A 16,079-nucleotide genomic window follows, 5' to 3' on the forward strand; every position below is an offset into this window, starting at 1 on the left:
TTTGCCGGACGAGGCCTGGCTGATACCGGGGGCGGGCGGACGCGCGAGTCGGTACCAAGCCTGCCCTTACAACTCCAGCAGCACTTTTCCGAGCAACTGACGCCCCTCCACTGCCTCATGCGCCCCAGCCGCCCGCTCCAGCGGAAACACCTCCCCGACCACCGCCCGCAACCGCCCCGCCGCGGCCTCCGCGAGGGCGGAGGCGGTCAGGCGGTTGAGGTCCGTCGGGCTGTACTGGACGTCGCCGATGCCGAAGAGGGTGATGTCGCGGCGCTTGGCCTCGGTCGGGTCCAGGGCGGCGAAACCTCCGGACGGAGCTCCGTGGGCCGAGAAGCGGCCGCCGTCCGCCGTCAATGGGAAGGCCATCGCGCCGAGTTCACCTCCGACCCCGTCCAGCACCGCATCCGCCGCCCCGGCGGGGCCGCCCAGCGCATGGCGGGCCCGGTTCGGCCAGTCCGGAGCCGTCGCGTCGGCCGTCGCGTCCGCGCCGAGGTCCCGTACCAGTGCGAGTTTCGCGGCGCCCCGGGCCACGCCCACCACCCGGGCGCCCCGTGCGTGCGCCAGCTGGACCAGGAGTGTGCCCATGCCGCCCGACGCGCCGAGGATCAGGACCCGGTCGGTTTCGGTCACCGCGGTGAGTTCCATCAGGCCCGTCGCCGTGACGCCGTCGTGGACCAGGGCCGCGGCCGACAGGAGGTCCAGGTCGTCCGGTACGGGGGTCACGGCTGTGAGGGGCGCCACCGCTCGCTCGGCGTAGCTGCCGGTGACGAAGGACGTCACCCGGCGGCCCAGCCACGACGGCGCGACCCCCGGACCCAGCGCGCTGACCACCCCGGCCACGCCGCCGCCCGGCACGTAGGGCGGCTCCACCGGGAAGAATTCACCACCCCAGCCCGCCCGTACCTGCGTCTCCACGAAGATCGTGTCGGCGTACGCCACGTCGATCAGTACCTCGCCGGGTGCGGGGACCGGGTCCGGCAGGTCGGTCGTCACCAGGACCGACGGGTCGCCGAACTTCGTCACCTGGGCTGCTCGCATCAGGGTCTCCAGAGGGAGGGAGGGGCCAAGGTGAGAAGTCTTTGACCTCAAGTCTGGTTGAGGTCAAGGGGAGGGGCGCGGGCTGCGGGGTGCGTAGGCTCGGGGCATGGGTGAGACGGAGCCAATGGGTGCGACGGGTGCGGCCGGCGCGATGGGCGCGACGGGCGTGATGGGGCTGCGCGAGCGCAAGAAGCTGCGGATGTACCAGGACGTGTCGGACATTGCCATCTCGCTCTTCCTGGAGAAGGGCTTCGAGAGGGTTTCCGTCGCGGAGGTGGCGGCGGCCGCCGAGATCTCCAAGCCGACCCTCTTCCGGTACTTCCCCGCCAAGGAGGACCTGGTCCTGCACCGGTTCGCCGATCATGAGACGGAGGCCGCGCGGGTGGTCGGCGGGCGGGCGCCGGGGCAGTCCGCGATCGATGCGCTGCGTCGGCATTTCCTGGCGGGGATCGAGCGGTGCGATCCCGTGACCGGGCTCAACGACCACCCCAATGTCCTCGCCTTTCATCGCCTGCTCTACGGGACTCCCTCGCTGGTGGCGCGATTGCACGGGTATCTGGAGCGGGCGGAGGGCGCGCTCGCGGAGGCGCTCGGCGGTGACCTCGAGGCTCGGCTCGCCGCCGGGCAGATCATCGCGGTGCAGCGGATCCTCGCGCTGGAGAACTGGCGGCGGGTCGCGGGGGGCGAGCAGGTCGCGGACGTGCGGCGGGATGCCGCTGCCGCGGCCGAGAGCGCGTTCGCCCGGCTGGCGGACGGGCTCCCTCGGTACGCGTGACCGATGACGTAACAGAGTAAGTAATTTAACTGAGTTACGTTATTTCGCTAGTCTTGGCGGAATGACGTCACCCGAGCCTGCGCCCAGCGCCGCCCTCGCCTCCTCTCTCACCCACGAACGTGCCTACCACGACACCTGCCGCGCCGCCCTCGCCGCGATGGTCGACGGCGCGCAGGAACACGTCGTCACCGGCGAGGACGTCTCGGCGTCCGGTGCCGACGCCGAAGTACTCGGGTACCGGCTCCGCAGTCGGGCCAAGGAGATGCGGGAACTGCCCGAAGGACCGTTGTTCTTCGGGCGGCTGGACTTCGGGCGGGAGCGGCGGGCCGCCGGTGACCACGCCGGGCAGAGCTATCACGTCGGCCGGCGGAGGATCACCGAGCACCCCACCGCCCCGCCCCTCGTCGTCGACTGGCGTGCCCCCGTCTCGCGTGCCTTCTACCAGGCGAGCGCCCGCGATCCGCAGGGCGTGCGGGTACGGCGGCGGTTCGGCTGGGCGCCGGGGAGCCGGGGCGACTCGGCCGACCTCACGGGTCTGGAGGACGAGCACCTCGACGTGCTCGACGTGCTCGACCAGCACGTCGAGGCAGGGCACCCCGTGGCCGCCCCGGGGCAGAGCCGCTTCCTCGCGGACGAGATCGAACGCCCCCGCGTCGGCCCCATGCGCGACATCGCCGCGACCATCCAGCCGGAACAGGACGACCTCGTACGCGCCGACCCCACCGCGTCCGTGTGCGTACAGGGCGCTCCGGGCACCGGCAAGACGGCGGTCGGGCTGCACCGGGCGGCGTACCTCCTCTATACGTTCCCGCAGCGCGTCCAGCGCGGCGGACTGCTGATCCTCGGGCCGAACCGCACTTTCCTCTCGTACATCTCGGAGGTGCTGCCCGCGCTGGGTGAGACGGGTGTGCGGCAGTCCACCGTGATGGACGAGATCGCGCGGCATCCTGTGACGGGCGATGACGACGAGACCGCGGCCGTCGTCAAGCACGACGTTCGTATGGCGGAGGTCCTGCGGCGCGCGTTGTACGCCCGGGTGCGTGCGGACGGGGAAGGGCTCGACGGCCTTGCCGTGCCTGACGGTTCGTACCGCTGGCGGGTACCCGGCGACGCACTCGCGCGGATCGTGGCGGGCGTGCGGGCCGAGGAGCCGCCGTACGCCGTCGGTCGTGAGCGCGTACGGACGCGGGTCGTCCGGTACGTACAGGAGCAGGCCGAGCGGCGGGCCGGGCCGCGTACGAACGCCTGGGTGCAGAAGATCTCGCGGGCGCGGCCCGTCGGGGCGTACGTCGACGCGGTGTGGCCCGGGGTGCGGCCCGAGGAGGTCGTCGCGGAGCTGCTCACCGATCCGGCGGTGCTGGCCGTCGCGGCGGACGGGGTGCTGGACGCGGACGAGCGGAAGGCGATTCTTTGGGAGCGGCCGCCCCGGTCCTGGAAGTCGGCGCGGTGGTCGGCCGCCGATCTCGTCCTCCTCGACGAGGTCGCCGGGCTCGTCGAACGCCCGGAAGGGTACGGGCACTTGGTGATCGACGAGGCGCAGGACCTGTCACCGATGGAGTGCCGGACGATCGCGCGGCGGGCGGTCTTCGGGTCGGTCACGGTGCTCGGTGATCTCGCGCAGGGGACCACGCCGTGGGCCGCGCGGGAGTGGGGCGAGCTGCTCGGGCATCTGGGGAAGCCCGAGGCGGTGGTGGTGCCGTTGTCGGTCGGGTTCCGGGTGCCGGAGGTGGTGGTCCGGCTGGCGAATCGGCTGCTGGCGCGGCTGGATGTGGAGGTGCCGGCCGGGCAATCCCTTCGGCGGGACGGCGAGTTGAGGATTCGGCGGACGGACGACGTGATGAGAGAGACCGTCCAGGCCGTGCGGGGGGCGCTCGTGCACGAAGGGTCCGTGGGGGTCATTTCGGCCGACGCGGATGTCGTACGGGTGCGGGAGGCGCTCGGCGCTGCGGGGATCGAGGCGGCCGGGGCCGACCAACTCGGCGCGCGCGTCGCGGTGTTGGGGGCTGGGCTGGCGAAGGGGTTGGAGTACGACCATGTCGTCGCCGTTGAGCCGGCGGCGATCGCGGAGGCGGAGGTGCGGGGGTTGCATCGGCTGTATGTGGTGTTGACGCGGGCGGTGTCGCGGCTGGACGTGGTGCATGCGCGGCCGTTGCCGTTCGGGTGAGGGGAGGGGAGGCGAGGGAGCACAGGGGGAAGGAGCGTGCCGGTGAGCTGAGTGCCCATGGACGGCTCGGCATCTCCAGCTCCCCTCCCCCCGTAGGCAAGTTCGGCGCTTGCCGGGCTTGACCGTCTGGCGGCCTGGTTCGCTAGTGGGCCGGGGCGGCGGGAGCGTCGAGGATGGGGATCAACTGCTCTTCCTCGTACGTAAGATGGGCCTCGAGCTCGGTGGTGAGGCGCTCGACCTCCTGGCGTACGCGCTGTGGATCCACGGAGTCGGCGGTGAGGACGCTCTTCAACTCCTGTACGATAGCGGCAATTTGCTCATGCTCTTTGCCCAACCTGTCCAGTACCGGGGTGAGTTCCGGGTGGCGGTCGGCGAGGAACGGGAACATTGCCATGTCCTCGCCGGTGTGGTGGTTGTGCAGGCCCTGGCAGAAGGTCAGGCAATTGACGCGGAGCTGGGCGCCGAGACCGAGCCCCGCGACGGTGCTCTCCTTGCTCTCCTCGCTGCCCCCGTTACCCCCGTTACCCCCGTTACCCCCGTTACCCCCGTTACCTCCGCTGCCCCGGCTCTCCCTGATCTCCTTGCGAATCAGGGTGAGTTCGCGGCGGAACGCGTCGTGGACTGCCTTGACGGCCTGGCCCATTGAGTTCGCGTTCACGTTCGGCGGGCCGCCGCTCGCGATCTCGTGGAGGGCGACCACCGGGATGACGCGGGTGGTCTTCGCCTGGTACTCCGCCCAGCCGCTGTCGGCCTCGACGGCGCGGGCGAAGGCCTCGTCGCGTGCGGCTCCCGCCAGGACCTCGGCCCGGGCCTCGTAGGTGAACACCCCTGTCTCCACGGTGGCTTGGGGATGCGCGACGAGGTTGTGGAACCAGGCCGGATGCTTCGGCGCACCGGCGGCCGAGGCGATGACCAGCACACTGTCGCCGCCGTCGGGGTAGTAGCCGACCGGAGTGGTGTGCCGGTTGCCGGTGCGGGCTCCCGTGGTGGTCAGCAGGAGCAGCCGGGCGCCTTCGAAATAGCCGCCGACCTGGCCGGCGTTGGCACGGAACTCCTCGATGACCTGCTGGTTGAAGTCGTTGGGCATTCTCTTCTTTCTTCTCGGTGATGTTCGGAATTTGCCACGTGAGGGCATGGGGAATCGCCACGGGGCGAATGTGCGCGCGGCCGTGCTGGTAAAGGCGGTGCTGGTAGAGGTGGTGCTGGGTAAGGCGGTGGGGATGGGCGAATTCCCGGCAGGCGGATTGGGCAGGCGGATTGGGCAGGGGGATTCGGTACGGAGATTCGGTCCGGGCGGCGACATCGCGTGAGCGCAGGCCAGGGGCCGGGGCCGGGGCTGGGTCGGACCCCGGGCTGGACTGGACTGGACTGGGCTGTGCGTGGGTGAGGTGGGGCGGACGTGCGGGTACGCGGAATCACACGCGTGGCAACGTCGCAGCGCAGCAGTCCTCAGTGCGCCAACTCAAAAAGGGCGGCCCTCTGGCCCGCCCCGACCTCACGCGGAGGCCGGGAACCCTACTCGCTCTTGGCCCATGGCCGACCCGGCAGTCACAGCGAAAAGGCTAAGGGAATCCAGGAGTTGACGCAATGGGGAATTCCTCGTCCCGTACGAAAGCCGCGGAATGGCGGTCGCGCCGGACGCCGGACGGGGTATCGGACTTCGGCAGTCCCGCGAGCGCATGAGGCGATGACCGCGCCCGGCTGCTCAGCGCATGGTGCGGACGAACACATCCCCGGTCAGGTTCGTGTCATCGGGCACCAGGCCGGGGCAGCCGGAATCGAGCACCGCCGTCGACCTGGTCATGGTTCAACCCCTTCGAGATCTCCAGCGGAACGGCCTTCGCGCAGGGCATGGTCCTGGCGGTGTTCTTCTCTCGTCCGCGCTCAGTGCCGCCGGCCCCACGGTGACGGGCTCGCCGACCTGCCCCGGAGACAGCAACTCCTGGTGGCCGGTGCACAGATCGCGCAGGAGCAGCCCCAGGCCCAGCGTCCTGCGGTTCGCGTCAGTCCAACTCCCGGCCAGGTACGGCCCGTTGGTGCAGGTGGATCAACCCGATTCGGCTGCAGCCGCACCCGTACGAGCGCCTAGCCGGGGCGCGGCCCCGTACTCCGATGCGACTGTGCGTCGTGAGTGTTCCGAGCGGTTCTCACCGTCCGGAACACTCACGACTCCAGAGCGGCAGTGGGCTCACCTGGCGAGTTCGGCCGGTTCTGCCAGCCGCGTCAGCTTCCGGGGTTTGCCATTGCGTAGATCTGGGTGATCCGGCCGCTCTCGGGTTCCCGGCAGAACAGGCAGCGCACATCGCCGTCAAGGCCCTCCGATCCTCGTCGGCGCGCGTTGAACAGGTCAGGCTCGTTGCCTTTGATCAGCAAACGCACGACCTGTTGGTTGCCGCACTCGCTTCCTAGGACGGGGCGGCGTACGCCGACGCGGTGTCGGAGTACGCCGCCCTGGGGTGGGACGAGTTGCGGGAGGCGGCCCGCGCTGTCATGGCGGTTACTTCGGGTCGTGGTTGAACTTCGAGGTCGACCAGAAGTAGCCGAGCACCGCGAGACCGAGGCACCAGACGATGGCGAGCCACCCGTTGTGGCCGATCTCGCTGCCGAGCAGCAGGCCGCGCAGGGTTTCGATGGCGGGTGTGAACGGCTGGTACTCGGCGATCGGCTGGAACCAGCCCGGCATGGAGTCGACCGGGGTGAAGGCGCTGGAGAGGAGCGGCAGCAGGATCAGCGGCATCGCGTTGTTGCTGGCGGCCTCGGCGTTCGGGCTGATCAGGCCCATGCCGACCGCGATCCAGGTGAGCGCCATGGCGAACAGCACGAGCAGCCCGAACGCCGCCAGCCACTCCAGGGCGGTCGCGTCCGTGGACCGGAAGCCGATGGCCACGGCCACTGCGCCGACGAGGACCACGCCCATGACCGACTGCAGCACGCTGCCGATGACGTGCCCGATGATCACGGAGCCGCGGTGGATCGCCATCGTGCGGAAGCGGGCGATGATGCCCTCGGTCATGTCGTTGGAGACGGACACCGCGGTTCCGACCACGGTGCTGCCGATGGTCATCAGCAGTAAGCCCGGGACGACATACGCGATGTATGCGGAGCGGTCCGCACCGCCGCCGCCGATGCCCGCGCTCATCACGTCGCCGAAGATGTAGACGAAGAGCAGCAGCAGCATGATCGGCGTGAGCAGCAGGTTCAGGGTGAGGGACGGGTAGCGCCGCGCATGCAGCAGGTTGCGGCGCAGCATCGTGGACGAGTCGCGCACGGCGAGGGAGAGGGAGCTCATCGGACAGCCTCCTTGGGCGGGTTGGACTGGCTGGGCGGGTTGGACTGGCTGGGCAGGCCGGGCTGCGGGCCGGTGCCGGTCAGAGCAAAGAACACATCGTCGAGGTCGGGGGTGTGCACGGTCAGCTCGTCCGCCTCGATGCCGGCGGAGTCCAGCCAGTCGAGGATGGAGCGCAGCTCGCGCTGGCTGCCGCTGCTGGGGATCTGCAGTGTCAGCGCCTCGTCGATGGGGGTGCCCCCGCTCGGGCGGAGCCGAGAGTGGGGGAGGGTGGCCTCGCGCAGAGCGGAGGCGGCGCTCTGGTACGCGGCCGGGTCGGAGAAGCGGAGCCGGACATGGCCGCCGGGGACCAGCCGCTTGAGCTCCTCGGCGGTGCCCTGGGCGGCGATCTTGCCGTCGTTGAGCACCGCGATGCGGTTGGCGAGCTCGTCGGCCTCCTCCAGGTACTGGGTGGTGAGGAAGACGGTGACTCCGTCGGAGACCAGCTCGCGGATGATCTGCCACATGTTGTGGCGGGAGCGGGGGTCGAGGCCGGTGGTCGGCTCGTCGAGGAAGATGATCCGGGGGTTGCCGACCAGCGTCATGGCGATGTCCAGGCGGCGCTTCATGCCGCCGGAGTAGGTGGAGGCGGGCTTCTTCGCGGCCTCGACCAGGTCGAAGCGCTCCAGTAGCTCGGCGGCGCCCCGCCGGCCTTCGGCCTTGGACAGGTGGTGCAGGTCCGCCATGAGGAGCATGTTCTCCTCGCCGGTGATCAGGCCGTCGACGGCGGAGAACTGGCCGGTGACGCCGATCGCGGCCCGCACCGCCTGGGGGTCGGTGGCCAGATCGTGGCCGCCGATGTGGATGTCGCCTGTGCCCGGGTCGGCGGAGATGAGGGTGGAGAGGATCTTGACGGCGGTGGTCTTGCCGGCGCCGTTCGGGCCGAGCAGCGAGAAGATCGTTCCCTCGGGGACGGCAAGGTCGACGCCGTCGAGCACGACCTTGTCGCCGTAGGACTTGCGCAGCCCGGTCGCCGCGATGGCCAAGTTGGTCATGATGGGTGCTCCCTTGGAGGCCGCGGGTCAGAGGCCGCGGGTCAGAGGCCGCGGGTCAGAGGCCGCGGGTCAGAGGCTGCGGGCGGTGATGTCGCCGTGCGAGGTGGTCGCGCGGATGTTCAGGCCGGCGGCGGCGCCGTCGGTGTTCTTGAGCGCGTTGTGGATCCGGCCGTAACCGGTGCTGGCGTCCAGGGAGGCGGAGACTCCGTGGGCGGCGCTGATGGACACGTCGCCCATCTGGGTGGTCAGCACGACCGTGCCGCGCACCGCTTCGGCGATGTGGACGTCGCCCTTTTGGGTGCTGATCTCCGCGGGACCGCCCAGGCGGCCGATGGAGACGTCACCGGCGGCGGCGGTGAGGCGCACGCTCGAGGCTTCGTCGATCTTGATCGTGCCGTGCGCGCCCTCGAAGACGACGTCGCCGAGCCGTCCGACGCCCCGGCACTCGGCGCTGGCCGCCTTCGCCTCGATGCGGGAGCCGGCGGGCAGCTGGATGGTCACCTCGATGGATCCGGAGGGGCCGAGGTACTGGTTCTTCGCCGCCGGGGCGTCGATCCGCAGGATGCCGTCGGCGTATTCGACCGTGGTCTGTTCCGCCGCCTTCACGTCGCGGCCCTTCGAGGCGTTTGCGGGCAGGACCTCGACCGTGGTGTCGGCCCGGTCGGTGGCGATGAACCGGATGCGTCCCGCGGGGATGTCGAGGACGGCGGAGATCGGGGCGGGGGTGTCGAAGTTCTGCATCGTGCTCTCCTCGGCTCGTTGTTTCCGATGACAGAAACGCTACGTTGCATTCACCGATCTGACAACGAAGTCGTTGCGCATAATCAGTGATATCGCAGGTCACAGCTAGGAAATTATTGCAATGACCTTCGCGATTAACGCAATGGCAGCTGCCTGTTCGTTGCAATGGATTGAAGGTGAACGCTATACTGGAGATATCGACGGAGCACGAAGGAGACCGCGATGCCGGGAGGCAGGCTCACCCAGCAGGAACGCCAGCAGATCGCGTCGGGGCTGGCCGACGGCCTCGCCTACGCGGAGATCGCCAGAGGTCTCGACCGTCCGACCTCGACGATCACGCGTGAGGTGATGCGCAACGGCGGCCCCACCGGTTACCGCGCAGACCTGGCCCACCGGGCCACCGAACACCGCGCCCACCGGCGCAGGCGGACCGTGCCCCGGGGGACGGAGGCGCCCCCGCAGGCCCACGGCCGCGACGCCGAGGCCGTGCACGAGTTCGAGGAGACGTTCACCACCGTCCTCATGGCTTCGGGCATGCCCAAGATGATGGCCCGGGTGCTGGCCTGCCTCACCCTCACCGACGCGGGCAGCCTCACCGCGTCCGAACTCGCCCAGCGCCTCCAGGTCAGCCCGGCATCCATCTCCAAAGCGATCGCGTTCCTCGACAGTCAGGGCTTCGTCCGCCGGGAACGCGACGAACGCCGCCGCGAGCGCTACGTCGTCGACGACGACATCTGGTACGAATCGATGATGGCCAGCGCCCGATCCACCGCCCGGGTCATCGAGATCGCGCGCCAGGGCGTCGGGATCCTCGGCCCCGACACCCCGGCCGCCACCCGCCTCGAAAACGTCGCCCGCTTCCTCGACTTCGTCAATGAGAGCGTGACCCGCGCCGCGGAGCAGGCCCGCGACGTCCTCCACGCGAAAGCCGGAACGCCCTCAGGCGGCACCGCCCAGCCGGCCCCGGATCGCGGATGGACAGCCGTCCTGGCCGATACCGGCGACGAGTGAGCCGGACGTGTGCGCCTGCATATCGATCTCGCTCATGGTGAGGGTCTTCCCGGCGCGGTAGTCGACATGGCTCGGCCTCGTTGAAGGCTTCCTGCTGGTGGCGGGTGGCCGGTTGCCGTTCACAAGGCTCGTGGACTGGGCCTGCTGATCAGCACCGTCCCGGCCCGTGTGTCCCGCGGGCTGAGTGGCCGTCCGCCGCTGGGGCGCCGTGACCCCACTCGCCCGGGTCTTCGCCGACACCGGGCGGGTTCGCTGGGACATGCAGCCGAACGAGGCAGGTTCGCCGAGACGTGGACGCGCCGGCCGGGGAGCCGAGTGCGCCACGGAGCGGATTGAGTGAGACTGGGGCTCAGGGTCGTCCAGCTTCAGCGGCATCGGAGCAGGTGGCGTGAGACGGGACAACGACAGCAGTCCTGCGAATACGACACCTGTCGTGCTCGGTCCCACCATTCCGCTCGAGTGGCATAGCGCACTATTGCAAGCGCCTGCTTGCAATAGTTAGCACGGATGGTGCAGGGTGGAGGCATGGCATCGCTCAACGTCGGCAATCTCGGGGAGTACCTGCGGGAGCAGAGGCGCAACGCGCAGCTGAGTCTGCGGCAGCTCGCCGAGGCGGCCGGGGTGTCCAATCCGTATCTGAGCCAGATCGAGCGCGGGCTGCGCAAGCCGAGCGCGGAGGTGTTGCAGCAAGTCGCCAAGGCGCTGCGGATCTCCGCCGAGACGCTGTACGTGCGGGCCGGGATCCTCGACGCCGAGCGGGACCGGGACGAGGTGGAGACGCGGGCCGTCATCCTCGCCGACCCGACGCTCAACGAGCGGCAGAAGCAGGTGCTGCTCCAGATCTACGAGTCCTTCCGCAAGGAGAACGGGTTCGAGATCAAGGCGATCGATGACGATGGCGATCTGGTCGGCGCGCCAGACGCGGACGACGTACCGGTAACAGGTACGACGGATGAGCAGGACACCGCCGTTGATCCGGGCCGCACGGTCGACCCGGTCGGGCCTGCCGACTCGGCCCATCCGGCCGACGGCAGTGCCGCCGGTCAGAACCGCCAGCGCCGCCACAGCGGTCGAAACGGGTCGGAGCGGTCGGAACGGTCGGGGTGACCAGAATGACCCCGTACGACCCGATGACCGCACGATCCACTTGGCCTGCATGACCTGCATGACCTGCAAGAACCGTACGACCTGCAAGAACCGTACGGACTGTAAGACCAGCTGTCCTCCGCGATCCGGCCGAGCACCGCATGGAGCGGCCCGGTCGGCCGCGGAGCAGGAACCAACCCAAAAACCCTCACGCTTCAAGCGATAGCGATTCCGGGAGGACCATCGCCATGGCCATCACTGACGACCTGCGCAAGACCCTCAGCGACCCGACCCCGCTGTACTTCGCCGCCGGCACCGCCGACCTCGCCATCCAGCAGGCCAAGAAGGTGCCCGGCATCGTCGAGCAGCTGCGTGCCGAGGCGCCGGCCCGCATCGAGGCCGTGCGCGGCATCGATCCGAACGCCGTGCAGGAGAAGGCCACCACCCGCGCCAAGGAGGCGCAGGAGACCATCCAGACCAGGGTGACCGAGTTCATCGGCACGCTGGACACCGACCTGAAGAAGATCGGTGAGAGCGCTCAGGACTTCGCCCTGCGCGGTGTCGGCGTTGCCGCCGAGTACGCCGTGAAGGCGCGCGAGACGTACGAGAAGGTCGCCGAGCACGGCGAGCAGACCGTGAAGACCTGGCGCGGCGAGGCTGCCGACGAGATCGAGGAACTGGCCGTGGCCGTCGAGCCGAAGCCGGAGCCGGTCGAGGTCAAGGACGAGAAGCCCGCCGAGGCCAAGGCCGAGCCCGCCACGGTGAAGAAGACCGCGGCCAAGAAGGCTCCGGCCCGCAAGACCACCACCACTACCACCGCCACCGCCAAGAAGACGACGCCGCCCGCGAAGTAAGAGGCGAGACAAGAAGTACGAGATACGAAGCACGAGGTACGAAGCACGAGGTACCAAGCACTACGTACCAAGTAGGCGGCGCTTCCGCGGAAGCAGTTCGCGTACAGGTTGATTACAACGGTCGGGGACTCCGGGCACTATCGGAGTCCCCGACCCGTTCTGCGGGTACGGTGACGGCGTAGAGACGACTCGACTCGGGTGGTGGGCTAAGTGCTGATGTCGGCATTCGGCGGCTTCATGTCGCTGATCTTCCTCGCCATGCTGGCGCTCGGGGTGGTGGCGCTCGTGATGGCCGGCCTGGCCCGCGACGACGCGTACCGTGCCGCGAACAAGCAGAGCAAAATGTTCTGGCTGATCATTCTCGGCGTCACGGTCGCCGTGAACCTGCTGGTGCCGATCATCTTCCTGCAGATCGCCGGGCTCATCGCCACGATCGTCTTCTTCGTGGACGTCCGGCCCGCGCTCAGGGAGGTCTCGGGCGGCGGCCGGGGCGGGCGCAGCGGCGGAAGCAGCAGCGACGGTCCGTACGGGCCTTACAACGGCGGGCGCTGAACCTCGACAGCCGCCCAACGGGTCGGCAAGCGCCAACGGGTCTGCAAGCCCGAATGGGTCGCAAGTCCAAGGCGACGCAAGTCCAAGGCGATGCAAGCCCAACGCAAGCCCAACAGGCCTCGCTAGGCGACGCGGTCCAGCAGCAGTACCGCCACGTCGTCCGTCAGCTCGCCGCCGTTGAGTTCCCGTACCTCGTTCACGGCCGCCCGCAGCAGCTCCTCACCCTGCAGCCCCTGCGCCAGCTGGCGGCGGACCATGTCCACCATCCCGTCCTGGCCGAGCCGCTCCTTGCCCTTGCCGATCCGGCCCTCGATCAGGCCGTCCGTGTAGAGCATCAGACTCCACGCGCCGCCCAGCTCAACCTGCTGGCGCGGCCAGCGTGCGTTCGGCAGGAGCCCGAGCGCCGGGCCGCTGTTCGTGTATGGCAGCAGTTCGGCGACGCGGCCCGGGCGGGCGATCAGCGGAGACGGGTGCCCGGCCAGGCACAGGCCCGCGCGGCGGCCGTCCGGTGCGATGTCCACCGTGCAGAGCGTCGCGAAGATCTCGTCGTTGTCGCGCTCGTGCTCCAGGACCTGCTGGAGCGTCGAGAGCAGCTCGTCGCCGCACAGGCCCGCCAGCGTCAGCGCGCGCCAGGCGATCCGCAGCTCCACGCCCAGTGCCGCCTCGTCGGGCCCGTGACCGCAGACGTCGCCGATCATGGCGTGCACGGTGCCGTCGGGCGTGCGGACCGTGTCGTAGAAGTCGCCGCCGAGCAGCGCCCGCGAGCGCCCGGGCCGATAGCGCGCGGCGAACCGCAGCGAGGAACCCTCCAGGAGGGGCGTGGGAAGCAGTCCGCGCTCCAGGCGCGCGTTCTCCTGCGCGCGCAGCCGGGACTCGGTCAGCCGTCGCTCGGCCGTGTCGGAGCGTTTGCGCTCCACCGCGTACCGGATCGCGCGGCTCAGCAGCCGGCCGTCCAATTCGTCGCGGAAGAGGTAGTCCTGGGCGCCGACGCGCACGGCCTCCGCGCCGCGCTCGGCGTCCTCGGACGCGGTGAGTGCGAGGACGGCGTGCCGGGGCGCGAGCCGCAGTACGTGCTTGAGCGTGGCCAGCTCGTCGTGCGCGCCGTCCGCCCCTGCCGCCTCCTTCGCCTTGGCGGCCACCCGGCCCGGAGCCGTCAGTGCGAGGTCGAGCAGGATGCACTGGACGTCGTCGGTGAGCAGCCGCTCGGCCTCGGTGAGGTTGCGGGCGGTACGGATACGGATCGGCTTGCCGGCCGAGTCGAGCAGTTGGGGAACGCTCAGCGAACGGGCCGGGTCGTCCTCGATCACGAGCAGCGTCAGCGGGGCGGTGCTGCTCAGGGCGTTGCCGCCGTGGACGGTGCCGCCGGTGCCGCCCCTCGTCGAGGGCAGTGACTGGCCGGACAGGGCGCCGGGCGCGGACGCGGCGTTCGCCGGACCGCCGGTTGAAGACGCGGCGTGAGCCTGACCACCTTCCACGGCGGGGATCGCTCTCTGCCGCGGTACGGGTACGGGCATCGTCTGGGTTCCTTCCCTCCCCCCGAGGGCGTGGTGAGTCAGGGGGGTCCTCGACCCACCGACGGGGACCATAGCGTCAGGCGCCGCCATATAGGAATGGCGAACGGCACGGAGCGTGGAAAACAACCAGCGTCATATGCCGCATTGCCTACCGCAATTGGGCACGGTGCGCTCGTGTCCGGGATGACGTACGTCACCCGCCCGGGGTTGAGCGGACGCCCGGAAAGTGCCGAGCGTCACGTGCGGCACATCACGCCGGCGAGTGCGCTCATGCGGACAACTTTCGCTCAACGGGCGTTACGGGCATCCGTCAACGGGCGTTACGGACATTCGCCGACCGGAGTGACGGACATCCGGAGTGACGGATATCCGGAGTGACGGACATTCGGAGTGACGGACATCCGTCGTTACGGACATCTCGCGTTACGGACATCCGTCGTTCGGCCGACGTCACGAGCAGCCCTCACTTGTCGGAAGGTTGGAAGGCCGGGGTTGGAAGGCCGAGGTTGGGAGGCCGGGTCGGAAGGCGCGAGCCCCTGGCCGGTACCTACGACCCACTTGCCGCAACCCGCTGCCTCACGGTCGGACTCGTACGACCCAACGCGCCGGGACGTCGACTCACGTACCGGGACGTCGATTCACGTACCGGGACGTACCACCCCCAGTATCGGCATGGACCCCGCCCCCGCGACCGTCACCGTCCGCCCCGGCCGCGGCGAGTGCACGATCGCGCCGTCGCCGATGTACATCGCGACGTGGCTGGCGTCGGCGTTGTAGATGATGAGGTCGCCCGGGCGCATGCTCTCGACGTCGATCCGGTCGAGCTGCTTCCACTGCTCCTGCGAGGTGCGCGGGATGCCCTGCCCGGCGGCCGCCCACGCCTGCGAGGTCAGGCCGGAGCAGTCGAACGTCTCCGGACCCTCCGCTCCCCACTCGTACGCCTTGCCGATCTGTGCCGTCGCGTACTCCACGGCCTCCTTGCCCTGGGCGGACGCCTTGCCGCTGATCTCGTCGAGGACGCCGGAGCCCAGCCAGGCCGTCTGTGACTTGCGCGCGGCCTCCTGCTCGAGCTTCGCCAGGCGCTTCTTCTCGTCCTTCTCGAGCTGCGACTCGAGCTTCTGCGCGGCGGCGATCTGCTTCTTGACCTTCTTCTTGGCCGCGGCCTTCGCCTCGCGGTTGGCCTCCAGCTTCTTCCACTGGGCCGCCGCGTCCTGCGCGTACTGCTCCAAGTCCTCCTGGGTGCGAGTCATTTCGGTGAGGAGGCCTTTGGTCGCCTGGGCGCCCTCACGGATCCGGCCCGCCCCGTCCAGGAACTCCTGCGGGTCGTCGCTGAGCATCAGATGGGCCTCGGGCGGCAGGCCCCCGCTGCGGTACTGGGCGCGGGCCGCGGCACCGGCGCGGTCCTTCAGCCGGTCCAGCTTCGCCCTGCCCTCGACGATCTCGCGGGCGAGCCCGACGATCTGCGCGGATTGCTGATCGGTCTGCTCCTCCGCCGCGTTGTAGGCGTCCGTGGCGACCGCCGCGTCGTGGTAGAGCATGTCCAGCTTCTTGCGGATCGCTTCAAGGTCCTCGTCGCTCGCGGGAGTTGAAGCCGGAGTCGGTGGTGGCGTGGAAGGAGGTGTCGGCGTCGGACTCGCGAAGGCCGCTCCCGGCGCGGACAGAATGGCCGCCGCGCAGGCCAGGGCCATGGTCGCCGTGGTCAGGGTCCGCTTGCCCGATCCCATGCTCCGTCACCCCAAAGCTGATTTACCGTCAGTAACTTACGGACACTTCGGGGGATGGTGCCATGCCGACGTGCAATGTGACAGAGGTGGACAGGCTCCTGCCCAACTCCGTTCCCCCGTATGGCCCGTCCCCTCGCGGACCCCTCCTGCGACCCCTCTTCTTACGACCCGTCCCCGTCCCTCACTGCCCACTCGGTGATGATCTCCCCCGCCTTCCCCGCCAATGTGACGAACGACGCACCGAGATCGTTCCCCCGCACGTTCCCCGCAGTCCGCGCATTTCCCGCATCCCCTGTGGAT

The 16,079-nt window shown here is 69.6% G+C and carries 14 protein-coding genes; 6 read left to right on the plus strand and 8 right to left on the minus strand.

The genetic code is table 11. The features are described 5' to 3' along the window. Positions 1 to 66 precede the first annotated feature (66 nt). Complete coding sequence (locus ACTWQR_RS19310) at positions 67 to 1,038, minus strand: zinc-binding dehydrogenase (protein WP_443228340.1); 972 nt, start codon at positions 1,036 to 1,038, stop codon at positions 67 to 69. Between the two features lie 151 nt (positions 1,039 to 1,189). Here ACTWQR_RS19310 and ACTWQR_RS19315 point away from each other — a divergent pair, with 151 nt between their 5' ends. Together ACTWQR_RS19315 and ACTWQR_RS19320 are read left to right on the plus strand one after the other, a co-directional pair. Further along, on the plus strand, positions 1,190 to 1,813 hold the full coding sequence (locus ACTWQR_RS19315) for a TetR/AcrR family transcriptional regulator (RefSeq protein WP_443228428.1): 624 nt from the start codon (positions 1,190 to 1,192) through the stop codon (positions 1,811 to 1,813). A 61-nt stretch (positions 1,814 to 1,874) separates the two neighbouring features. Next, a complete protein-coding gene (locus tag ACTWQR_RS19320) occupies positions 1,875 to 3,977 on the plus strand; it encodes a HelD family protein (RefSeq protein WP_443228341.1) in 2,103 nt (700 codons plus the stop codon). 142 nt (positions 3,978 to 4,119) lie between these two features. On the opposite strand, the gene ACTWQR_RS19325 is transcribed toward ACTWQR_RS19320, so the two are convergent. From ACTWQR_RS19325 to ACTWQR_RS19345, 5 genes are all read right to left on the minus strand, one after another. Beyond that, positions 4,120 to 5,064, minus strand: a complete 945-nt coding sequence (locus ACTWQR_RS19325; RefSeq protein WP_443228342.1) for a nitroreductase/quinone reductase family protein — start codon at positions 5,062 to 5,064, stop codon at positions 4,120 to 4,122. A 1,136-nt stretch (positions 5,065 to 6,200) separates the two neighbouring features. Further along, positions 6,201 to 6,356 (minus strand): hypothetical protein, encoded by a 156-nt coding sequence (locus ACTWQR_RS19330; protein WP_443228343.1) that lies wholly within the window; start codon positions 6,354 to 6,356, stop codon positions 6,201 to 6,203. A 118-nt stretch (positions 6,357 to 6,474) separates the two neighbouring features. After that, positions 6,475 to 7,266, minus strand: coding sequence for an ABC transporter permease (locus tag ACTWQR_RS19335; protein ID WP_443228344.1), 792 nt, complete (start codon positions 7,264 to 7,266; stop codon positions 6,475 to 6,477). Next, positions 7,263 to 8,297, minus strand: a complete 1,035-nt coding sequence (locus ACTWQR_RS19340; RefSeq protein ID WP_443228345.1) for an ATP-binding cassette domain-containing protein — start codon at positions 8,295 to 8,297, stop codon at positions 7,263 to 7,265. The genes ACTWQR_RS19335 and ACTWQR_RS19340 overlap by 4 nt, the downstream gene beginning before the upstream one ends. A 69-nt stretch (positions 8,298 to 8,366) precedes the next feature. Beyond that, a complete protein-coding gene (locus tag ACTWQR_RS19345) occupies positions 8,367 to 9,038 on the minus strand; it encodes a DUF4097 family beta strand repeat-containing protein (RefSeq protein ID WP_443228346.1) in 672 nt (223 codons plus the stop codon). Between the two features lie 222 nt (positions 9,039 to 9,260). Between ACTWQR_RS19345 and ACTWQR_RS19350 the strand changes: the two genes are divergently transcribed. The 4 genes from ACTWQR_RS19350 to ACTWQR_RS19365 all read left to right on the plus strand — a co-directional run bounded on the left by ACTWQR_RS19350 (position 9,261) and on the right by ACTWQR_RS19365 (position 12,541). Further along, positions 9,261 to 10,049: a helix-turn-helix domain-containing protein gene (locus ACTWQR_RS19350; RefSeq protein ID WP_443228347.1), complete on the plus strand. Its 789-nt coding sequence runs from the start codon at positions 9,261 to 9,263 to the stop codon at positions 10,047 to 10,049. A 525-nt stretch (positions 10,050 to 10,574) separates the two neighbouring features. Continuing rightward, the gene (locus tag ACTWQR_RS19355; RefSeq protein WP_443228348.1) at positions 10,575 to 11,156 is read left to right on the plus strand and encodes a helix-turn-helix domain-containing protein; all 582 of its coding nucleotides are present in this window, start codon (positions 10,575 to 10,577) and stop codon (positions 11,154 to 11,156) included. A gap of 227 nt (positions 11,157 to 11,383) precedes the next feature. Continuing rightward, the gene (locus ACTWQR_RS19360; RefSeq protein WP_443228349.1) at positions 11,384 to 11,989 is read left to right on the plus strand and encodes a hypothetical protein; all 606 of its coding nucleotides are present in this window, start codon (positions 11,384 to 11,386) and stop codon (positions 11,987 to 11,989) included. Between the two features lie 210 nt (positions 11,990 to 12,199). Beyond that, entirely contained in the window at positions 12,200 to 12,541 is a 342-nt protein-coding gene (locus tag ACTWQR_RS19365; protein ID WP_443228350.1) for a DUF2516 family protein, read from the plus strand. Between the two features lie 122 nt (positions 12,542 to 12,663). On the opposite strand, the gene ACTWQR_RS19370 is transcribed toward ACTWQR_RS19365, so the two are convergent. Together ACTWQR_RS19370 and ACTWQR_RS19375 are read right to left on the minus strand one after the other, a co-directional pair. After that, complete coding sequence (locus ACTWQR_RS19370) at positions 12,664 to 14,055, minus strand: PP2C family protein-serine/threonine phosphatase (protein WP_443228351.1); 1,392 nt, start codon at positions 14,053 to 14,055, stop codon at positions 12,664 to 12,666. 638 nt (positions 14,056 to 14,693) lie between these two features. Continuing rightward, positions 14,694 to 15,779, minus strand: coding sequence for an NlpC/P60 family protein (locus tag ACTWQR_RS19375; RefSeq protein ID WP_443228352.1), 1,086 nt, complete (start codon positions 15,777 to 15,779; stop codon positions 14,694 to 14,696). Between the last annotated feature and the right edge of the window lie 300 nt (positions 15,780 to 16,079).

The sequence above is a fragment of the Streptomyces sp. 2A115 genome (genome assembly GCF_052245575.1).
In the GTDB taxonomy this organism is placed as follows: domain Bacteria; phylum Actinomycetota; class Actinomycetes; order Streptomycetales; family Streptomycetaceae; genus Streptomyces.

What these genes read in the sequence shown, in the direction of transcription:
- ACTWQR_RS19355 (WP_443228348.1), top strand. Translation starts at nt 10,575, where the DNA reads ATGGCATCGCTCAACGTCGGCAATCTCGGGGAGTACCTGCGGGAGCAG.
- ACTWQR_RS19320 (WP_443228341.1), top strand. Translation starts at nt 1,875, where the DNA reads ATGACGTCACCCGAGCCTGCGCCCAGCGCCGCCCTCGCCTCCTCTCTC.
- ACTWQR_RS19310 (WP_443228340.1), bottom strand. Translation starts at nt 1,038, where the DNA reads ATGCGAGCAGCCCAGGTGACGAAGTTCGGCGACCCGTCGGTCCTGGTG.
- ACTWQR_RS19340 (WP_443228345.1), bottom strand. Translation starts at nt 8,297, where the DNA reads ATGACCAACTTGGCCATCGCGGCGACCGGGCTGCGCAAGTCCTACGGC.
- ACTWQR_RS19375 (WP_443228352.1), bottom strand. Translation starts at nt 15,779, where the DNA reads ATGGGATCGGGCAAGCGGACCCTGACCACGGCGACCATGGCCCTGGCC.
- ACTWQR_RS19345 (WP_443228346.1), bottom strand. Translation starts at nt 9,038, where the DNA reads ATGCAGAACTTCGACACCCCCGCCCCGATCTCCGCCGTCCTCGACATC.
- ACTWQR_RS19370 (WP_443228351.1), bottom strand. Translation starts at nt 14,055, where the DNA reads ATGCCCGTACCCGTACCGCGGCAGAGAGCGATCCCCGCCGTGGAAGGT.
- ACTWQR_RS19360 (WP_443228349.1), top strand. Translation starts at nt 11,384, where the DNA reads ATGGCCATCACTGACGACCTGCGCAAGACCCTCAGCGACCCGACCCCG.
- ACTWQR_RS19335 (WP_443228344.1), bottom strand. Translation starts at nt 7,266, where the DNA reads ATGAGCTCCCTCTCCCTCGCCGTGCGCGACTCGTCCACGATGCTGCGC.
- ACTWQR_RS19315 (WP_443228428.1), top strand. Translation starts at nt 1,190, where the DNA reads ATGGGCGCGACGGGCGTGATGGGGCTGCGCGAGCGCAAGAAGCTGCGG.
- ACTWQR_RS19350 (WP_443228347.1), top strand. Translation starts at nt 9,261, where the DNA reads ATGCCGGGAGGCAGGCTCACCCAGCAGGAACGCCAGCAGATCGCGTCG.
- ACTWQR_RS19325 (WP_443228342.1), bottom strand. Translation starts at nt 5,064, where the DNA reads ATGCCCAACGACTTCAACCAGCAGGTCATCGAGGAGTTCCGTGCCAAC.